Source organism: Frondihabitans cladoniiphilus (assembly GCF_039544345.1).
In the GTDB taxonomy this organism is placed as follows: Bacteria; Actinomycetota; Actinomycetes; order Actinomycetales; family Microbacteriaceae; genus Frondihabitans; species Frondihabitans cladoniiphilus.
The window spans coordinates 299,367-316,469 of sequence record NZ_BAABLM010000010.1; the positions used below are offsets into that span (position 1 = coordinate 299,367).

Here is a 17,103-nt window from a genome sequence, read left to right on the forward strand (position 1 = left end):
CCTGCGTTGTGGCGCTCGCCTCCGTCGCTCTGATGACCGCGTGCTCGACGGCCACGCCGAGGACTGGTGCGGCGGGATCGGCAGCACCATCCCGGCCGGCCATGACGCCCGCAGCATCCGTCGCCACGCTCTACGACCTCTACACGAAGACCACCGCCCATCTCGGCGAGTCCGGGTGGGAGGCGCCCCCAGTCGACGCGACCGTGCTGGGCGTGACGCCCGAGTCCTGCACTCTCGACGACGGTTCCGAGGGCGTCACCTACGACGGTGGCGGGCTCGGGCCGGGGCACGTGGATGCGGTCGCTGCGGCCGAGAACGTCCAGTCGTACTGGAAGTCGCTCGGGCTGGAGGCGACCGTGGCGAAGTCCTCCAACCCGAAGAACGACCGGATCACCGTCACCGGCGTCGATGTGAAGCTCAACGCGCAGTACGTGGTCAACGGCGATCGCGCCTTCATCTCCATCGTGACGACCTGCGTGCCCGGCGACTCCGAGAAGCTCGGTGACGCCGTCGAGAAGCACCGCGACGAGCAGTCGACTACGCCCACGCCGACCCCCGCACCGTGATCCGTCGTCGGGCGTCGAGTGGTCGGTTTCAGGGCTCCGGTTCGACGGCGGAGCCCCGAAACCGACCATTCGGCCACCACGGGGGTAGCCACCGGCGGCGCTAAGCCCCGAGCATCCCGCGCCCATCGGGGATCGTGAACTGCAGGCCGGGCAGCCACGACTCCGGGTCCGACCAGCCCGGGCCGGTCGGCAGTTGCCGGAGCAGCCGACGGATCGACCCGGCCGCCGCGGGCTGCGGCAGCACACGCCGGGGTGCGCGTTCGGCGAGGGCCCCGAACCACCAGTGCCGCCAGGTCGGTTCGAGCGACTCGGGTTCGAGGATCACGTAGTAGTCGGGCATCACCCGCTCGCCGGCCTTGAACGCGGCGAGCGCCGTGGTCACCTCGAGGTCGAGCGTGCCGCCGGTCGAGCGGTCGTCGAAGAACTCCACCCAGGCGTGGGCGACGTGCCCGAGCGGGTCGGAGTCGTGAACGACGTAAGGCCCGCGGGATGCACTGATCCGCCGTGTGCCGTCGGCGTCGGGTTCCCCCAGCTGCAGTGCGTCCACACCCCGCAGCACGCTGAGCTTCTCGATGACCTCGGCGGACTGCTCTCCGATGACGGCGACGATGGTTGCGTTCTGGACGGCCATGGTCCACTGTACGGCGGCGGGGGTGCGGTCGGGCGGATTCGGACACCCGTCTTGTCGAGGCCCGTCACCCCTCGCCGGGGTAGTCGGCGTCGTCGCCCGGAGCGCAGACGGTCTGGCCGAAGACGATCAACGCGTGTTCGGTCGCATTGAACTCGAGCACGAGTCCGTTCGCATCGCGCGGGTGCAGGAGTTGCTGAACAGTGCCCCGGTCCAGCAACGCGTGCGTCGTCGCGAAGCCGGCGTCGACCCAGAGCCTGCGAACCAGTTCGGTATCGCCCTCCGGATCTCGGCTACCCGGCCCGATCCGCTGAATGATGAACTGAGCGCCCTGGTTTCCGGCGGCAGTGACGCAGGCTTCTGCCCCTCCGATGCTGTTGGACCACTCCCCACCTCCCAGCGCCACGATCGTCCGCTCGAAGAGTTCGGTGATCTGGGCGTTTGATTCTTCCGGCGTCATGTCGGGATCCTTCTTTTCGAAGCGGGCGCAGCCCGACAGGGCGAGCGCCATAGACGCTGAGACGCTCGCGCTCAAAAGGAAACGACCGAGCCTAGGGCCTGAGAAAACTTCAGAAGAAGAGTCATTTTTCTGATTCACGTCTCGCTCGAATCGCCGTCCAGGGCTGCGTCGTCGGAAGTCACAGTCGGAGCGCAGCGGCTCACACCAGTGAGAATCGCCGCATTTTCGTTCAGGAGGAGGCGCAGAAAGAGCCCGTTACCGACTTCGACGTGTCGAACCTCCACAGCCCCACCTCTGTCGATCGTCGACAACGCCGCCTCGTAGCCGCGATCGCTCCACAGGGCCTGGACCTTCGTTGCTGCCGTCCGGAAGTCAGCCGAACCAGGGCCCCTGCGCTGAATGCGGTATTGCTGACCAGGGGCACCCGAACCGAGTTCGCACTCTCGAGGAGCAGAGACGTCATCGGACCATCCCCCGCCACCCAGCCTGGTGACCGTTTGAGAAAAGAGGCCGGCGACTTCCTCGCGCGAAGAATCGAGCGACATGGATGGGTTCTCTCTTTCAAAGGCGACGGAGCAGCCGGCGAGCATCAAGGGGAAAAACAGGGAGAGCGGGACGCATCGTGCGCGCCAAGGGTCGTGCGGGCCCCGCCGACCCATCACAGCGGTCGGGCCGGCGGCGCCCGGAACGCAGATGGTGTGATCCAAGACAAAAAGCGCGTTCTCATTGACGTCGAACGAGTAGCTCAGTCGTCATCCGGCCCAGGCGAGACGATCTCGACGGGGGCGCAGACGCTCTCGCCATCAAGAATCATCGCGTGCTCGTTGGCGGTGAATTCCAGGACGAGTCGCTGTGAGTCCCTCGCGTGAAGCAGATGTTGCACATGCCCGCCGTCCAATGTCCCCCGGGTGGTCTCGATGCCATGCCGCAGCCACAGTTCCGAGACCGTAGCGACAGCCGCATCGGGCTCCAACGTTCCAGGTCCGACCCATCTCATGCCGAATTGTTGGCCGTCATGCCCCTCCGCTGTCGTGCACTCGACAGCGCCGCTCTCGTCGTACCGCCAGTCCGTGACGCCGAGTTCCTGCTTGGTCTCCTCGAAGAGGTCGGACAGTTCGGCTTTCGCCGCTTTCGGAGACATGTGGGGATCCTCAAAATGGTGTGATGCGGTGCAACCCGATATCACGGCGGACGGGAGGACAAAGGACAGCATGAGACCAGCACGTCGTGCCTGGGCCGAGGGCGTGGGGCGCATCACCGGTCGATCTCCTGCGGAGGCAGGGAGAGGGACGCGATTGCGGTGTTGTACAGCGAGTACGTCCCCTTGTCGAGGTAGCTGAAGCCGTCACCCTCCCCGTGATGAATCAGCGGGCCGTGTTTAGTGACTCCGGGATAGGCCTGGCCATCGACGACACCGGCGCCGGATGAGAAGACCTGCGCCCCGAAAAGTGGATCGGTCGGTGCCCGGCGCAACCCGAATTTCTGCCCGATCGGGGCCCAGCCATCACGCCACGAAAGGCTGGCGAACACCCTGCCGTCAGGAACCCTGAGCCCGCCGGCCCTGGAAATCGCGGGTGGCATCCCGGCCGAACCGAGCAGAACGAGAGACCCCATACCGGTTTCGGTCGCGGCGTAAGCTGCGGCAATCGATCCGTACGAGTGCCCGACGACCGAGATCGGTGAACCGTTGGCGGGCCATCCCCGCCGCGCTTTCATCCCCCCGAGAGAGCCACTCAGGCGGTGGCCGCCCTTGCTCGCCAGGTCGTTGCCGAGGACTCCACCCACGTCGGACTCGCCGGGCGCTTCGTAGCCGAGCCACGCCACGGTTGCGACCGACTCGTGGACGCCCCTCGACTGCAGGATGGTCGCCTGCTGAGTCGCCAGATTCTCGGCACCCCTCGAATACGCCCCCAACGACCCCGCGACCGTCGTCCCCATGCCCGGCACGACGAAAGTGACGTGATCGGCCGAGTCGAGGTCGCCGATCGCGACGGCCGCCTTGGGGTGCGTCTCGAGATCGGTGAGACTCACGAGTTGGCGAGGCCGCGTCTTCGTGCCCTTCGTCAGCGTCTTTTCGACAGAGCTGACCGCGGCCAGCGCGGACGCCACCGTGACGAGCCGCGCCTCGGTCGCGAGCCAGTCGGGCGATTCCATCACGGAATGCCCCGTCGAATGAGCCACCAGCCATTCGCGGTGCTCGCGAAGCATCGCCCGCTCCCCCTCGAGCCGCTGCCTCGAGGCGGCGAGCACGTTCCGGTTTGCCCGGTCGCGGTTGGCGTAGTCGACGCCCTCGAGGGTGCCGACCAGGTTCGGAGCGTCTCGCACGAAGGATGCACGCTGCCGGTCGTCCAGGCTCGCCCACCACCCGACGACCACAGCCGGATCGGCCTGTCGCACCAGGTCGGCGAGATCCGGTGCGGCGGCCGCCACCCGGCGGAGGTCCGTCGGCGACAGGGCAGCGAGGGTGACCAGGAGCTGCACGGGCGACAACACGGCCAGGTCGTCGGTGTCGATCCCGTGCGGCATCGACGGGCGCCGGACGCCGTGAAACGTCTCGCGGACAGCGCGGAGGGCGGCGACGGCCCGTGCATCGGCCTCTTTCCGTTCGAGGGCCAGCGCCGCCAGGGCCCGTTCCGCCGCGAGGGAAGCGTCTCGGGCGTCGTCGGCACGGGGATCCCGCGCGCTCTCGGCCTTGTCGACGAGCCAGTCACCGAGACCCGCGGCGCCTAACCCACCGCCCACGCCGACGAGCGATGCCTGCGCCAGGATGACGACTGCGTCGGCACGAATGGCCTTCTGGCGCTCGGCCCGCCGCGCGATCGATTCGACGTCGTCGGCGTAGCGGGCCAGCGTCTGTCGTTCACTCGCGGCCCATTCATGCAGCCGACCCCAGACCGCGGCCTGTGCCACAGCCCGAGCGACCCAGCTGTCGTGCCCGCCGCCGGACCAGTAGGCGTCGATGTCGGAGGCTACGCGGCGGAACCCCTGCTGCATCTCAGCCGCGTGCTCCGCGACGTCCGAGAGGCGGGTGCGCCTGCAGGCAATCCCCTCACTCGAACCGCACCCCGGATCGGCTGTGGTCCACTGCGGGCTCATCGACCACCCCCGCCGGACGAACCCGACGAGTGCGGCGCCTGCGCGGACCGCGCCGACCGCTCTACCCGTGCCTCGGCCTCCCGGTACTGTTGCGCAGCCAGAGCCGCCGCCACCCCGAGCCCCGTGGCCTCCTCCAGCGCCGCCGACCAGTTCGAGGCGAACGCGATGCCGCTCTCGTCGCAGGCCGACGCGACCGCGCCGCTGCCGCAGTCATCGACCTCGGGCAGGCGGCCGGGCGGCCCCGAATCGGCCGACGAACTCACCATCGACGCGACCCCGTGCAACGCCTCCGGATCGACCCGGTACTCGGACATGGACACCCCTCGCAGCTCGCTGACACCCCTGCAGCCCGGCTAGCGTAGCGTTAAATATGCATGTCACACGTCGCGCGTTCGGTTCTCCACAGGCGCATCCGGCAAGCCTCCTGTCCCATTCGAGTACCAAGCCACCGAAGAACCCTCCCGACACCACAAACGGCCCGAAACACCTGTAACGACTGGTGTTTCGAGCCGTAACCGGTGTCTCGAGCCGCAGGGCCGCGCGATGCCGCGCAGGCGCGAGCCGCGCGCGTCCGAGCGGCCGCGAAAGGCGCAAAGCGCCGCGCCCCCCTACCCCACCTTCGCCGCCGCCGCCTTGATCATCCCGACGTAGCGGTCGAGCGCGTACGGCAGACTCAGCGGCGTGATGACCGTCGACGCCGTCGCGAGCTGCTGGTCGACGTTCGCGACGTACGAGCCGCGCTCCACCGCGGGGATCTGCGCGAAGAGGGGCTGCGCCTCGATCTCCTTCTCGTTCGCTTCATCGTTGAACCAGGTGAAGAGCACGTCGGTCTTGTCGAGCACGTTCGCCTTCTCGAGACCGACCGTCGACACGAAGGTGCCGGCGGTGAGAGGCAGCGCGGAGGTGGTCTTGTCCTCCTTCAGGCCGAGGCCCGAGATGATGTCGACCCGCGGATCCCCCTTCTGGTAGATCGACAGCGAGCCGGGCTCGGCCGTGTACACGTACGAGAAGGTCAACTCGGAGAACGACGGATTAGCCGCCGCGGTCGCCGCCAGCTTGTCCTTCAGGGAGGTGACGAGCGACGCCGCCTTCGTCGATTTCCCGAGCGCCTTGCCGATGATGGCGATCTGCTCGTCCCACGGGGTGCCCCACTCCTTGTCGGGGAAGGCCACGGTCGGGGCGAGCGCGCTGAGGGTCGTGAACTGCGCCGCCGTGAGGCCCGACTGCGGGGCGATGATCACGTCGGGGGTGAGAGCCGCGATCGCCGAGACGTCGATGTCGGGGTACACGTTGAAGGTTGCGGGAAGGGCATCCCCCTTCTTCTCGATCGCCGAGGTGACCCACGGGTAGTCGCCGTGGCTGTCGCCGCCCCAGGTGACGTTCTCGATGCCGACCGGCGTCGTGCCGAGCGCGACGACCGTGTCGGCCGAGCCCCAGCCCAGCGTGACGACGCGCTTCGGCTCCGCGGGAATGGTCGCCGAGCCGAGGGCCGACTTGATCGTGACGGGGAACGCCGACGCGTCGACGGACGACGACGAGCCCGAAGAACCGGCGGACGAGCCCGACGACGAGGTGGACGAGGTGCTGCACGCGCTGAGCGACAGCGCGACGACGGCAGCGGCAGCGGCGACGACACCGAGGCGTCGACGGAGCGGTGAACGGAACATGGAGGCCCTTTCGAGGGGGTCGGGGGATGCTCGCAGAGAAGCGCGAACGGCGTTAAGGATAGGCTTACCTAACCAAGTTCTCAGGCCAGATCCACGCAACCGTCACCCGACCGTTACCGACGACGGGGGCGGCGTTCGGTCTGCGCGCCCCGACTGCGAAAACGGTAGAACGGGGTACAGGGGGATGCTCGTGCCCGTTGACGAGCAACCTCGCCGCTCATAGGCTCCCCACAGCACCCGCACTGGCGCGGGCCGCCCACCCGCATCGTCGCGGGCGCATCGAACCCGCAGGAGAAGCCGTGCTGCCTCAGCGTCGAGCAAGCAACAGAGCAATCACCCGAATCATCCCGATCGCGACGAGCGCAGCAGTGATAGCCGCACTAGCTGTCTCGGCGTCCCCAGCGAACGCCGCCACCGCAGCAGCGGTCGCCGCCACAGCAGCCACCACCGCGCCCGCCACCGGCGAGGCTCCGGGCTCCCCCGGCATCGCCTCCACCCACGACCAGTCCCGCAAGGACTGCGTCGACACCGCCCGCAACACGACCAGCAAGATCTGGTTCACGGTGGCGAACGGCGTCCTCTCCGACGTCTACGCCCCGACCGTCGACGCGACGAACGTGAAAGACCTGCAGTATCTGGTCACCGACGGCTCGACCTTCACCGACCTCCAGACCCGCGACACCACGTACACGGTCTCGAGCGACCCGACCGGCATGACCTGCACGGTCCTCAGCACGGCCAAGTCGAAGGCCTACCAGCTGAAGACGACCTACTTCGCCGACCCGGCTCGCGCCAGCGTCGTCGCCCGCACGACGTTCATCCCCCTGACCAAAGCCGCGAAGAGCTTTAATCTGTACGTGAGGCTCGACGCCACGGCAGGCGGCAACGGCGGTGGCGGCGCCACGAACGCGGGGGCGACACGGCAACGGTCGACACCACGACCGGCACGAGCATCCCCGTCTCCTTCGACACGAAGACGACCAGCCAGGCGAACCGCGCCTACGCGGTGCCCAGCTATCTCGCGCTGACCGCCGACCGGGCGTTCGCAGCCGTGAGCAGCGGCTTCGTCGGCACCGCGAGCGATGGCATGACGCAGCTCGACGCGACGCACACCCTCGGCACGAACGGCACCACGACGAAGACCGCCACCAACGGCAACGTCGAGCAGACCGTTGCCGTCTCGCTCGATCCCGGAAACAGCACGACGACGCTGAGCCTCGGCTTCGGCACCTCGCAGGCGGCCGCAGTCTCGACCGCCAAGGCGACGAGCGCCAGCAGCGAACCGGGGATGCTCACCCGGTACGTCTCCCAGTGGCTCGACTACGACGCCCGCCTCACGCACCCGAGCTTCTCGCTCACCGGTCTGACGACGACCCAGAAGCTCACCGCCGCGAAAAACTACTACCAGTCGGCGAACGTGGTGAAGGCGTCGGAGGACAAGACGTTCCCCGGCGCGATCGTGGCGGGGCTCGACGCTCCGTGGGGGCAGAGCGTCTCGGCGACCGACCCGGCCGACCAGTTCCACGCGGGCTACGGCGAAGTGTTCGCTCGCGACCTCTACGAGGCCTGGACCGCTCTCTACACCGACGGCGACCGCGCGACGGCTCAGGACACCGTCCGCTACCTCCTCACGAAGTCGCAGCAGGCGAACGGCTCGCAGCCGCGCAACTCCTACCTCGACGGCACGAAGGCGGCGGACTCGTTCAACGACCAGCTCGACGAGTCGAGCTACCCGATCCTGATGGCACTGCAATCGGGCCTCGGCGGTGACGCCACGCTTTGGCCGCACATCAAGAAGGAAGCGGACTTCCTCGTCAGCCACGGCCCGAGCTTCGGCGTCGAGCGCTGGGAGGAGCAGACCGGCTACTCCCCCTCGACGATCGCCGCCGAGATCGCCGGTCTGGTAGCTGCTGGAACGATCGCCGGCCAGCACGGCGACACTGCCGACCAGCGTCTCTACCTGGCGACCGCGGACCAGTACCAGCGCACGATCAAGGCCTGGGGCGTCACGACGACCGGGTCGCTGAGCAAACAGCCGTACTTCATCCGCCTCTCGAAGACGGGCGACCCGAACGCCGCGATCAGCTACAACGTGGGCAACGGCGGTCCGACGCTCGACCAGCGCAGCGTCATGGACCTCGGGTTCCTCGAGTACGTGCGGCTGGGCATCCTGCCTGCCACCGACCCGACGATCGCGAACTCCGTGAAGGTGGCGGATGCGACGCTCCAGCGGCAGACCGCCTCCGGCCCGGGCTGGCTGCGGTACAACGGCGACGGCTACGGCGACTGCTACCAGCCGAGCGACACGAGCTGCACGACGACCGGCGCGCCCTGGACGAACGGCAACATCGGCACCGGACACCCGTGGCCCGTGCTCGGAGCCGAGCGTGCGCAGCAGTACCTCGCCACCGGGCAGCTCACCAGCGCGACCGCGCAGCTCGCGACGATCAACAAGGAGAACTCGGGCCCCGGCCTCGTCCCCGAACAGGTCTGGGACTACCCCGACGTCGCCGCCTCTCCCTTCGGCACCGACCCGGCCACGGCCTCGATCGGCTTCGTGAACGGCCAGGCCGACGGGAGCGCCTCCCCGCTGAGCTGGGGCTCCGCGTCGCAGGTCCGCCTCACCGCCGACCTCGGTGCCGGGCGCTCGCTCGAGCAGCCGGCCGAGGTGCGCAACCGGTACGTGACGCACACGCAGGGCACGACGCCGCTGACCATCACCTCGCCGGCCGACGGCAGCGTGGTCGGAAACGGCACCGGAAGCACCGCCGGCAGCGTCACCGTGACCGGAACGGCGACGGCGGGATCCACGGTGGACGTCTCCGACATCGCCACCGATGGCGATTCCGCCGCTTCCACTGCGACCACCATCGTCCCGGCATCGGGCACCTGGAGCGTCACCGTGAAGTCGCTCCCCGGCGGCAACCAGCTCGTGGTGAGCTCGACGACGAAGGCCGGAGCGACCGCGCAGCTGACCCGCGCCGTGATCAACGACCAGGTCGCCGGCACGCTGCTGTTCAGCCAGGCCGACCCCGCGGGCGACGACAACGGGCCGGGCACCTACGCCTATCCGACCGCGTCCGACTTCCACGCCGGCGCCTTCGACCTGAGGCAGTTCCAGGTGTACGACACCGGCTCGACGGTCACGTTCCGGGTGCAGACGGCCGACCTCACCGGCACCTTCGGGTCGACGAACGGCGCGCAGCTCGTCGACCTGTACGTGCACACGCCGGGTGCGGCGGCGACGTCGACCGCCGCGGCCTACCCGGGGATGAACTACACGGTGAGCCCCGCGGACGCGTGGTCGAGCAGGGTGGAGGTGAACGGCTTCACGGCCGGGACCTTCGCCAGTGCATCCGGCGCGTCGCTCGGCACGGTCACGTCGAGCGCGAACTCGGTGACCCGCTACATCACGTTCAGCGTGGACAAGGCCGCGCTCGGCGGGACGCCCGGCAGCGGCTGGGCGTTCACGGTGGCGCTCACCGGCCAGGACGGCACGCACGGCACGGACCAGACCCGAGCCTTCACGGCGACGCCGGGGGCGTACTCGTTCGGGGTCTGCGCGGCGGGCGCTCCGGCGTCGGCACTGTGCAGTGCATCCCCCGACTCGGTGCCGAAGGTGGTCGACACGCTGACGCCTGCGGGTGTCTCGCAGGCGTCCGAACTGGACTACACGGCCGGGCCGGTCGTGCTGCAGGGGGTGCCGCTGCCGTAGGGCGTGCCGCTGCCGGAGACGTGCGAATCCTGTTCTGGGGGCGTCCCGGCGTCCCACCGGACCAAACCCGAGGCGGATGGGCTGCGAACACCACGCAGTCCATCCGTCCTCGAGACATCCGGGAGTCTCATGTTCCGCCGCCTGACGCAGCCGTCCGCCAAAGCCGAGACCGATCGCGAGCGCGAGCGCCGGATCAGCCTGATGACGACGGCGCTGGTCCTGGTCGCGAGCGCGGGCACCTTCGGGTTGACGTCGCTGCTGGGCATGTAGCTCACTCGTCGGGCGCGAAGGCGCCGGGCACGAAGGCGCCCGGCACGAAGGCGCCCGGCACGAAGGCGCCCGGCACGAAGGCGCCCGGCACGAAGGCGCCCGGCACGAAGGCGCCGGGCACGGGGGTGTCGATGGCCGTTGAGGCGGGCACGCACCACGCGAACGTGGGGTGCACCCTCCTGTCTACCGTCGTGTAACGTCGAGGACGCAGAGAAACAGGGGGAACGATGACGACCTACCGAGTCGACGCAGATCTCGTCCTCGCCGCTGCGCACTCGCTCAGTGCCGGCGCCGACACGGGGCCGAGCGGCGACCTGCCCCAGGCCTGGGGCTGCGGCAGCCCGCGCGTCGAGAGCCTGCTCGGCGAAGACGGCACCGACTTCGACACCGCCTGGAAGCAGGCCACCGACCTCACCATGTCGCTCTCCACCGGGGCGGTCAAGGCCGTCGACGCCTACCGGAACGCCGAAGCCGAGGTCGCCAAGGCGAGCAAGGGGGCCTCCGCCGGCACGGGGCACGGCCGTGGCTGACTGGACCACCACCGATCCCGGTGCGGGCGACCTCGAGCCTCTCCAGACCCGCATGACCAAGCTCCAGAAGCAGCTCGATCACGCCCTCGACCTGAAGAACCTGGTCGGCACGCAGGATGCACGGGTCGACGCCGCCTGGACCGGCACCGGCCACGCGGCCTGGGCTCGCAAGGCCGCCGAGGCCGAGGTCGCCTGGAACACCCTCCACACCTGGGCCCAGAACGAATACAGCGCTCTCGGGCGGTACGTCGCGACAGTGCAGGACATCAAGGAGCGCGCCGCCAAGGCGAAAGGGCGACTGGCGAGCGCCGAGCAGGTCCTGGCGGCGCCGCACTCGATGCTCGCCGACCCGACGCTGACCGGCACGACGGACTCGACCGACGCGACGGCGTCCGGCCTCGACCTCACCGCCCGGTCGCAGGCCTCGAGCGACAGGCTCGCGGCCCAGTTCGCCCTCCAGAAGCTGGCCGAGGAGCGGCAGGCGGCCGACAGTGCTCTCGTGTCGAGCATCCACGACGCCCGCCTCGACGCCCGCGCCGCCGGGCTGGTCGCTCTCCCGGGCGGCCTGACCGTGTCGGGCCTCGACTCGATGTCGACCACCGACCTCCTGACCACGCTCGGCTCCCTCTCGGCGACCGACCTGAACGACGTGCTCGAGGCCGACCCCTCGCTGGCTCAGACCTTCTGGAAGAAACCCCCGCCTGCAGCGCAGGTCGCATCGTGGTGGAGCACCCTCTCCGACGAGCAGAAGGCGGCACTGACCGCCGGCGCCTCGTCGATCATCGGCAACCTCGGCGGCGTGCCCTACTCGATCCGGCTCGAGGCGAACCGCCTGCAGCTCCGCGACGCCCAGGCGCGGACCGACCTGACGAAGGAACAGCGAACCGCGGTCGAGCAGACCGCCAAGGCGCTGAAGGCCCGCAAGTCGGTCCCGCCCGCCCCGCGCGGTCTCCTCGACTTCACCCTCGAGTCCGATCCCCCGCTCGCCGCCGTCGTCATCGGCGACCTCGACACGGCAGGGCACGTGACCTGGGCCGTTCCCGGAATGGACACGAAGGTCTCGACGGCGATGGCCGGCTGGACCGGCGCCGCGCAGAACCTCTACGACCAGCAGCGTTCGATCGACCCGAGCGAGTCGCTCGCCGTCGTCTCGTGGATCGGCTACAAGACGCCGACGCTCGCCGAGACGGAGCACTCGCCTGCGGGCGCGGACAGCGTGCTCACCTCGGGCCTCGCCTACGACGGCGGAACGAGACTGGCGAGCGAGCTGGACGCCCTGCACGACACGCGCGCGAACGGCGGCCAGGGCATCCCCCAGGTCTCGGCTCTCGGTCACTCGTACGGGACGACGACGGTGGCGGACGCCCTCGTGCAGACGAAGCACGACGTGACCAACGTCGAACTGCTGGCGTCCGCCGGCATCGACTCCGACCAGGTGCCGACGACCGGCTCGATGCACGTCGACACCGTCGGTGGGGCACCGCAGATCTACGCCACGCAGTCGGTCCACGACAGCGTCGCCACCCTCGGGCGTGTGGGCAGTCTGCGTTGGAACCCGGACGGGCCTCTGGCCGACACCATCCGCTACGGGTCGAGCGGCACGCAGGTCGACGGCACGTACTACAAGCCGGTCACGGGCCACGACCCCATCGGCTACGGCTTGACCGGGTCGCAGGCGACCCGCGGCCACGGCTACCTCGACACGGGCACGGAGTCGCTCTACAACACGGCGGCCGCGTCGCTCGGGCGCACTGATCTGCTGCTCCAAGACGTCCCGATCCCGACGCCGGGCGCCTCTCCGGCCCCGGTCCCGTCGGGATGACGACCAGCGCGCCGCGACCGCCCCGCCCCCGCCGACCTCTGCGCACACAGCCCGGGCTCTGGCTCGGAGTCGCGGCCCTCGTCGTCCTCGCCCTCGTGATCGGAGTGCTCGTGTCCCATCCCTCCTCGACGCCCGGCGCCGGCGTCACGTCCTCGCCCGCGTCGGCATCCCCGTCCACGGCGGCGGCCGGAGCACGCCCGGCCGACGACGTGCTCCGCGACCTGATCGCCCGCACCGACGCGACCGTGAAGGCGGCGGGAGGCACGTGGCCGGGGTGGACCACCGCCACGGCCGGCTACACCGCCGAGCCCTGCGGCATCGACGACGCCGGGCCGCAGCAGTACAAGGTCACGCTCACGACGAAGGGGTCGGCGGATCCCGCCGGTTCTGCCGCCACGGTCACCGCCCTCTGGAAGAAGCAGGGCTGGATCGTGCGCACGGTGGTGCCGGTCCAGGCGGCCAACGCCGACTACACGGAGGTCGCCGCCGACTTCACGACCGACGCCGACGGAGGCGGACTGGTCTTCACCGTGTCGCACGACATCACGGGCATCGAGGCCCAGAGCGAGTGCTCGACCGACCCGGCGATGGACGAGACGACGAAGTAGCCCGGTCCCGCACGCGGCGCGAGAGACTCAGCGCCCCAACGCTTTGAGGGCCTCCCCCGCGACAGCCGCGACGAGCGCATCGTCGGTCGCCGCATCGCTCGCCGCGTGCGTGGTCGTCACCGCGATCACGATGGGTGCCCCGGTGGGAGGCGTCAGCACGGCGATGTCGTTCCGCGAGCCGTGTCCCCCCGACCCCGACTTGTCGCCGACCGTCCACCCGGCCGGCACCGCCGCACGGATCAGGGTGGCCCCGGTGGTGTTCGCGTCGAGCCAGCCGTTCAACACGGCGCGACGAGCCGCCGTCAGCGCGAACGAACCCGTGTCGTCGACGGCGAACCCCCGAAGGTCCGTCGCCAGCACCCGCGGCGTACTCGTGTCGCGCGGATCGCCGGGAGCGGCCTCGTTGAGGGCCGTCTCGGTCCGGTCGCTGTTCGTGGTGGTGTCGCCGAGCATCCGCCATTTCGCCTGCAACCCCGACGGGCTGCCGAGCACGCCGAACAGCAGGTTCGCGGCGGTGTTGTCGCTGTAGCGGATCGCAGCGTCGCAGAGGGCGCTGACCGACAGGCCGGTGGCGACGTGCTGGCCGGTGATCGGCGAGTTCGCGACCAGGTCGGTTGCCGAGTAGTGGACGACCGCCGCGAGCTCGGCATCGGACTCGGTCTTCAGCACGACCCCGCAGGCCAGCGCCTTGTAGGTGGAGTCGAACGCGAACCGCTCGTCGGCGCGGTAGCCGACCGAGGCGCCGGTGCCGGTGTCGATCGCGAAGACTCCGACCCTCGCGGAGTGCGACGTCTCGAGGGCGGCGAACGCGGCGTCGTCGTCGACGGGCGCGGGCGTGACCGACGGCGAGGCCGAGGTCGAGCGGGGCGTCCAGAGCGGGGGATGCACTGGCCGGCCGGTCGAGGAGGCTCCCGCCGAGCACGCCACCAGGGGCGCCACGAGCAGCAGTCCGGCGGCGGCGAAAGTGGCTCGCCGGGCAGTTCGGCGGGCGGCCGGGCGGGCAGTTCTCAGGTGGTTCGGGACGGGCATCCCGCCCACGATGTCATGCCCGGCGAGAAGCGACCAATCCGTCCGGCCTCGACCTCCGAATCTCCTGTGAACGGCACCGCAGCCGCCCTCCGACCGACGGGAACACCATGACCGACACCACGATGAGCTTCGCAGTCACCGCACGCTCGAGCATGGCCGATCTGGTCGCCGACGTCGAGGATGCCCGTTCCGCTGCGGGCCGCCGCCTCGCTCGCTTGCAGGAGCGCCGCCGCGAGCGCCTCTCGACCATCCTCGGCGTGAGCGCGTTCGGTGCGGCCGCCGGCTCAGCGCTCTTTTTCGCGCAGATGCTGTTAACGCTGCACTGACGTCGCATCGACTCTGCACTGATTTTGCACTGACACCGCTCGACCTGCCGGTCTCGACCCTCGAGGCGTCCTAGCCGAAGACGGGCGAGGGCACCGGCGAGGGGAGGTGGATCGGCTTCGGACGCAGCTTCGCGAGGCCCGACTTGACGCCCTTCCAGATCTTCTTCCCGCGCCCTTTGAACCAGTCGTCGTCGTCTTTGTGGTTCTTGATCTCGACGTACGCCAGGTAGAGGGCGAACAGGAGGTTGAACCCGCCCCAGGTCGATCCGGTCGCGAGGCCGAGAACGCCTTGGACCACGAAGCCGATCGTCACGGCCCAGCTGAGGATGCGACGCTGCGTGAGCGCGACGTACCTCTCTCGGGAGCCCTTCACCGCCTGCCGCGCGCGCAGCGAGACCCCGGTCTCGGCAAGGATGAGCGCGAAGAGGACCGCGGAGAGACTCGTACTGAGCAGTTCCATGTCGGCCCTTCCGTCGTCTTCTCGGAAGACGACCTCTTACCCTTCAGTCTGCCCCTCGAGTCTGGGATCCGGCCGACGGGCGAAGAAGAGTGTTCGGAGCGCGGCGTCACCCGGATTGGGTGGTCGGCCGCCCCGACCTGGGGGTACGGAAACGCTGGTCAGAAGGGGTTTCGCTCCCTAGGGTCAGAGGCGTCCCCGACCTTCCCGGATCCGGACTCGAAAGGTTTCCTCGTGCGCACAGTGCTTCTCTCCGTCGTCTGCACCCTCGTCGTCGTCGGGGGCGCGTGGGGCGTGTCCAGCGCCTCCGCGTCGCCCACCCCCACGGCAGCGGCCGCCAAGGTCGTCGTCGGGCCGGCCGGCGTGAACGGCGCGGACGGCGTCAACGGGCTGAACGGTGCAGCCGGAGCGACAGGGGCCACCGGGCCCGCCGGCGCGACCGGAGCCACCGGAGCGACGGGAGCCGCGGGCCTGATGGGGCTCCTCGGCCAGTCCGGCACGGCCGGATCCGCAGGCAAGACGGGCGCGACCGGAGCGAACGGCGCCACGGGAGCCACCGGTGCGACCGGTGCCACGGGCGCGACAGGTGCTACCGGGGCCCCGGGTGCCACTGGCGCAACCGGAGCCGTGGGGCCCCAGGGCAAGTCCGGCGTGACGGCCGGCGCCCCCGTCACCTCGGCCACCGGCTCCCTCCAGCCGACGAGCGACGGTGCGATGGCCATCGCCGCGTCGCCCTCCACCCAGCTCGCGGTCGCCGCCGGCACGTCCGAGGTGAGCGTCTCGCTGGGTCTGACCTGGGGCGGCGCCGCCGGGTCCGCACCCGCCGACACCCAGGCGGACACGATCTACTGCAGCGCGATCGACGCCGGAGGCGCGGTTGTGCTCACGACGAGCCCCGTCGCCGTGAACGCCAGTCGCGCCGCGGTCACCAACACCCTGAACGCGACCACCCTCGTCCACTTCGCGGCGCCGACCACCCTGACCGTGAAGTGCACCCCCGTGGTGGCCGGCAGCACGACCGCGGGCTGGGCCTACGGCAACCTCACTCTGACGGCCGTCTCCTTCACCCAGTAGTCGCGTCGCCCGTCTCCCCCCGGAGCGGCACGCTGCCCCTGACCCGCAGCGTGCCGCCCTCGACCTCGTCTAGTGCGAGATCCACCCGCCGTCGATGACGAGCTCCGTGCCGGTCACGTACTTGGACTCCGACGACGCGAGGTAGAGCATCCCGTAGGCGATGTCCGAGGGGTCGCCGACCTTCCCCGGCAGCGGCACCTCGTTCGCCACGGATTCCGCGGCCTGCTCACGGCTGACGCCGGCCGCGACGGCCAACCCGGTGTAGATCGATCCAGGGTGGATCGAGTTGACCCGGATGTCGTCCTTGCCGAACCACTGCGCGGCGTGCTTGGTCAGCGAGCGGACGGCGCCCTTGGACGCGCTGTACGCCGCTCCCCCGGCGTCGGGCAGACCCCCGACGATGCCGGCGATCGACGACACGTTGACGATGGAGCCTCCCCCGTTCTTCTGCATGATCGGGATCACGGATTTCATGCCGAGCCACACGCCGGTCGAGTTGACAGCCATGACGAGGTTCCAGTCGTCGAGCTCGGCGTCGAGGATTCCCTTGGCCTTGTGGATCCCCGCGTTGTTGACGAGCACGTCGACGGTGCCGTACTTCGCGAGCGTGGCTTCGACGACCGAGGCCCACGACTCGGGCGAGGCCACGTTCAGTTCCAACGCCAGGGCGTCGTGGCCGTCGGCCGTGATCGCATCCACCGCGTCGTTCAGAGCCTTGATGGAGACGTCGGTCGCGACGACCTTGGCACCTTCGGCGGCGAAGATCTGGGCGGCCGCGAGGCCCATGCCGCTGGCGGCTCCGGTGATGAGGGCGACCTTGCCGTCGAGGCGTCCGGGTCGAGTGATGTCTGCCAT

The 17,103-nt window shown here is 69.8% G+C and carries 20 protein-coding genes; 10 read left to right on the top strand and 10 right to left on the bottom strand.

Features of this window, described 5'->3' with window-relative positions; all coding sequences use genetic code 11:
• Nucleotides 1-101 precede the first annotated feature (101 nt).
• Nucleotides 102-566, top strand: a complete 465-nt coding sequence (locus ABEA39_RS16845; RefSeq protein WP_345377117.1) for a hypothetical protein — start codon at nt 102-104, stop codon at nt 564-566.
• Between the two features lie 100 nt (nt 567-666).
• Here the strand turns inward: ABEA39_RS16845 and ABEA39_RS16850 are convergent, their stop codons facing one another.
• From ABEA39_RS16850 to ABEA39_RS16870, 5 genes are all read right to left on the bottom strand, one after another.
• Nucleotides 667-1,197, bottom strand: a complete 531-nt coding sequence (locus ABEA39_RS16850) for a hypothetical protein (RefSeq protein WP_345377118.1) — start codon at nt 1,195-1,197, stop codon at nt 667-669.
• Between the two features lie 64 nt (nt 1,198-1,261).
• Entirely contained in the window at nt 1,262-1,705 is a 444-nt protein-coding gene (locus ABEA39_RS16855) for a hypothetical protein (RefSeq protein WP_345377119.1), read from the bottom strand.
• Between the two features lie 83 nt (nt 1,706-1,788).
• A complete protein-coding gene (locus tag ABEA39_RS16860) occupies nt 1,789-2,199 on the bottom strand; it encodes a hypothetical protein (RefSeq protein WP_345377120.1) in 411 nt (136 codons plus the stop codon).
• Nucleotides 2,200-2,399: 200 nt separating this feature from the next.
• A complete protein-coding gene (locus ABEA39_RS16865) occupies nt 2,400-2,795 on the bottom strand; it encodes a hypothetical protein (protein ID WP_345377121.1) in 396 nt (131 codons plus the stop codon).
• Nucleotides 2,796-2,908: 113 nt separating this feature from the next.
• A complete protein-coding gene (locus ABEA39_RS16870) occupies nt 2,909-4,648 on the bottom strand; it encodes an alpha/beta hydrolase (protein ID WP_345377122.1) in 1,740 nt (579 codons plus the stop codon).
• A 225-nt stretch (nt 4,649-4,873) separates the two neighbouring features.
• On the opposite strand from ABEA39_RS16870, the gene ABEA39_RS16875 reads away from it, so the two are divergent.
• A complete protein-coding gene (locus ABEA39_RS16875; RefSeq protein WP_345377123.1) occupies nt 4,874-5,107 on the top strand; it encodes a hypothetical protein in 234 nt (77 codons plus the stop codon).
• A gap of 251 nt (nt 5,108-5,358) precedes the next feature.
• Here the strand turns inward: ABEA39_RS16875 and ABEA39_RS16880 are convergent, their stop codons facing one another.
• On the bottom strand, nt 5,359-6,417 hold the full coding sequence (locus ABEA39_RS16880; RefSeq protein ID WP_345377124.1) for an iron-siderophore ABC transporter substrate-binding protein: 1,059 nt from the start codon (nt 6,415-6,417) through the stop codon (nt 5,359-5,361).
• A gap of 368 nt (nt 6,418-6,785) precedes the next feature.
• Here ABEA39_RS16880 and ABEA39_RS16885 point away from each other — a divergent pair, with 368 nt between their 5' ends.
• The 3 genes from ABEA39_RS16885 to ABEA39_RS16895 all read left to right on the top strand — a co-directional run bounded on the left by ABEA39_RS16885 (nt 6,786) and on the right by ABEA39_RS16895 (nt 10,402).
• Nucleotides 6,786-7,445: a hypothetical protein gene (locus tag ABEA39_RS16885; RefSeq protein ID WP_345377125.1), complete on the top strand. Its 660-nt coding sequence runs from the start codon at nt 6,786-6,788 to the stop codon at nt 7,443-7,445.
• A complete protein-coding gene (locus tag ABEA39_RS16890; RefSeq protein WP_345377189.1) occupies nt 7,370-10,132 on the top strand; it encodes a glucodextranase DOMON-like domain-containing protein in 2,763 nt (920 codons plus the stop codon). The genes ABEA39_RS16885 and ABEA39_RS16890 overlap by 76 nt, the downstream gene beginning before the upstream one ends.
• Nucleotides 10,133-10,261: 129 nt before the next feature.
• Nucleotides 10,262-10,402 (top strand): hypothetical protein, encoded by a 141-nt coding sequence (locus ABEA39_RS16895; protein ID WP_345377126.1) that lies wholly within the window; start codon nt 10,262-10,264, stop codon nt 10,400-10,402.
• Nucleotide 10,403: 1 nt separating this feature from the next.
• On the opposite strand, the gene ABEA39_RS16900 is transcribed toward ABEA39_RS16895, so the two are convergent.
• Nucleotides 10,404-10,553: a hypothetical protein gene (locus tag ABEA39_RS16900; RefSeq protein ID WP_345377127.1), complete on the bottom strand. Its 150-nt coding sequence runs from the start codon at nt 10,551-10,553 to the stop codon at nt 10,404-10,406.
• 76 nt (nt 10,554-10,629) lie between these two features.
• Here ABEA39_RS16900 and ABEA39_RS16905 point away from each other — a divergent pair, with 76 nt between their 5' ends.
• Genes ABEA39_RS16905 through ABEA39_RS16915 form a run of 3 tightly spaced genes read left to right on the top strand, consistent with a single transcriptional unit; the run spans nt 10,630 to nt 13,362 of the window.
• Nucleotides 10,630-10,932 carry a hypothetical protein gene (locus ABEA39_RS16905; protein ID WP_345377128.1) on the top strand — a complete coding sequence of 101 codons (303 nt, stop codon included), beginning with the start codon at nt 10,630-10,632 and terminating at the stop codon, nt 10,930-10,932.
• Nucleotides 10,925-12,754, top strand: coding sequence for an alpha/beta hydrolase (locus tag ABEA39_RS16910; RefSeq protein ID WP_345377129.1), 1,830 nt, complete (start codon nt 10,925-10,927; stop codon nt 12,752-12,754). The genes ABEA39_RS16905 and ABEA39_RS16910 overlap by 8 nt, the downstream gene beginning before the upstream one ends.
• Complete coding sequence (locus ABEA39_RS16915; protein WP_345377130.1) at nt 12,751-13,362, top strand: hypothetical protein; 612 nt, start codon at nt 12,751-12,753, stop codon at nt 13,360-13,362. The genes ABEA39_RS16910 and ABEA39_RS16915 overlap by 4 nt, the downstream gene beginning before the upstream one ends.
• A 27-nt stretch (nt 13,363-13,389) precedes the next feature.
• Here the strand turns inward: ABEA39_RS16915 and bla are convergent, their stop codons facing one another.
• Nucleotides 13,390-14,391 carry a class A beta-lactamase gene (gene bla, locus ABEA39_RS16920; RefSeq protein ID WP_345377131.1) on the bottom strand — a complete coding sequence of 334 codons (1,002 nt, stop codon included), beginning with the start codon at nt 14,389-14,391 and terminating at the stop codon, nt 13,390-13,392.
• A gap of 107 nt (nt 14,392-14,498) precedes the next feature.
• On the opposite strand from bla, the gene ABEA39_RS16925 reads away from it, so the two are divergent.
• The gene (locus ABEA39_RS16925; protein ID WP_345377132.1) at nt 14,499-14,717 is read left to right on the top strand and encodes a hypothetical protein; all 219 of its coding nucleotides are present in this window, start codon (nt 14,499-14,501) and stop codon (nt 14,715-14,717) included.
• A gap of 70 nt (nt 14,718-14,787) precedes the next feature.
• Here ABEA39_RS16925 and ABEA39_RS16930 read toward each other — a convergent pair whose 3' ends face one another.
• Complete coding sequence (locus ABEA39_RS16930; protein WP_345377133.1) at nt 14,788-15,177, bottom strand: hypothetical protein; 390 nt, start codon at nt 15,175-15,177, stop codon at nt 14,788-14,790.
• Nucleotides 15,178-15,408: 231 nt separating this feature from the next.
• On the opposite strand from ABEA39_RS16930, the gene ABEA39_RS16935 reads away from it, so the two are divergent.
• Nucleotides 15,409-16,248, top strand: coding sequence for a hypothetical protein (locus ABEA39_RS16935; protein WP_345377134.1), 840 nt, complete (start codon nt 15,409-15,411; stop codon nt 16,246-16,248).
• 69 nt (nt 16,249-16,317) lie between these two features.
• Here ABEA39_RS16935 and ABEA39_RS16940 read toward each other — a convergent pair whose 3' ends face one another.
• Nucleotides 16,318-17,103 (bottom strand): SDR family NAD(P)-dependent oxidoreductase, encoded by a 786-nt coding sequence (locus ABEA39_RS16940; RefSeq protein ID WP_345377135.1) that lies wholly within the window; start codon nt 17,101-17,103, stop codon nt 16,318-16,320.

What these genes read in the sequence shown, in the direction of transcription:
- ABEA39_RS16845 (WP_345377117.1), top strand. Translation starts at nt 102, where the DNA reads ATGACGCCCGCAGCATCCGTCGCCACGCTCTACGACCTCTACACGAAG.
- ABEA39_RS16860 (WP_345377120.1), bottom strand. Translation starts at nt 2,199, where the DNA reads ATGTCGCTCGATTCTTCGCGCGAGGAAGTCGCCGGCCTCTTTTCTCAA.
- ABEA39_RS16905 (WP_345377128.1), top strand. Translation starts at nt 10,630, where the DNA reads ATGACGACCTACCGAGTCGACGCAGATCTCGTCCTCGCCGCTGCGCAC.
- ABEA39_RS16850 (WP_345377118.1), bottom strand. Translation starts at nt 1,197, where the DNA reads ATGGCCGTCCAGAACGCAACCATCGTCGCCGTCATCGGAGAGCAGTCC.
- ABEA39_RS16940 (WP_345377135.1), bottom strand. Translation starts at nt 17,103, where the DNA reads ATGGCAGACATCACTCGACCCGGACGCCTCGACGGCAAGGTCGCCCTC.
- ABEA39_RS16930 (WP_345377133.1), bottom strand. Translation starts at nt 15,177, where the DNA reads ATGGAACTGCTCAGTACGAGTCTCTCCGCGGTCCTCTTCGCGCTCATC.
- ABEA39_RS16870 (WP_345377122.1), bottom strand. Translation starts at nt 4,648, where the DNA reads ATGCAGCAGGGGTTCCGCCGCGTAGCCTCCGACATCGACGCCTACTGG.
- ABEA39_RS16915 (WP_345377130.1), top strand. Translation starts at nt 12,751, where the DNA reads ATGACGACCAGCGCGCCGCGACCGCCCCGCCCCCGCCGACCTCTGCGC.
- ABEA39_RS16925 (WP_345377132.1), top strand. Translation starts at nt 14,499, where the DNA reads ATGACCGACACCACGATGAGCTTCGCAGTCACCGCACGCTCGAGCATG.
- ABEA39_RS16855 (WP_345377119.1), bottom strand. Translation starts at nt 1,705, where the DNA reads ATGGCGCTCGCCCTGTCGGGCTGCGCCCGCTTCGAAAAGAAGGATCCC.
- ABEA39_RS16865 (WP_345377121.1), bottom strand. Translation starts at nt 2,795, where the DNA reads ATGTCTCCGAAAGCGGCGAAAGCCGAACTGTCCGACCTCTTCGAGGAG.
- bla (WP_345377131.1), bottom strand. Translation starts at nt 14,391, where the DNA reads ATGCCCGTCCCGAACCACCTGAGAACTGCCCGCCCGGCCGCCCGCCGA.
- ABEA39_RS16895 (WP_345377126.1), top strand. Translation starts at nt 10,262, where the DNA reads ATGTTCCGCCGCCTGACGCAGCCGTCCGCCAAAGCCGAGACCGATCGC.
- ABEA39_RS16880 (WP_345377124.1), bottom strand. Translation starts at nt 6,417, where the DNA reads ATGTTCCGTTCACCGCTCCGTCGACGCCTCGGTGTCGTCGCCGCTGCC.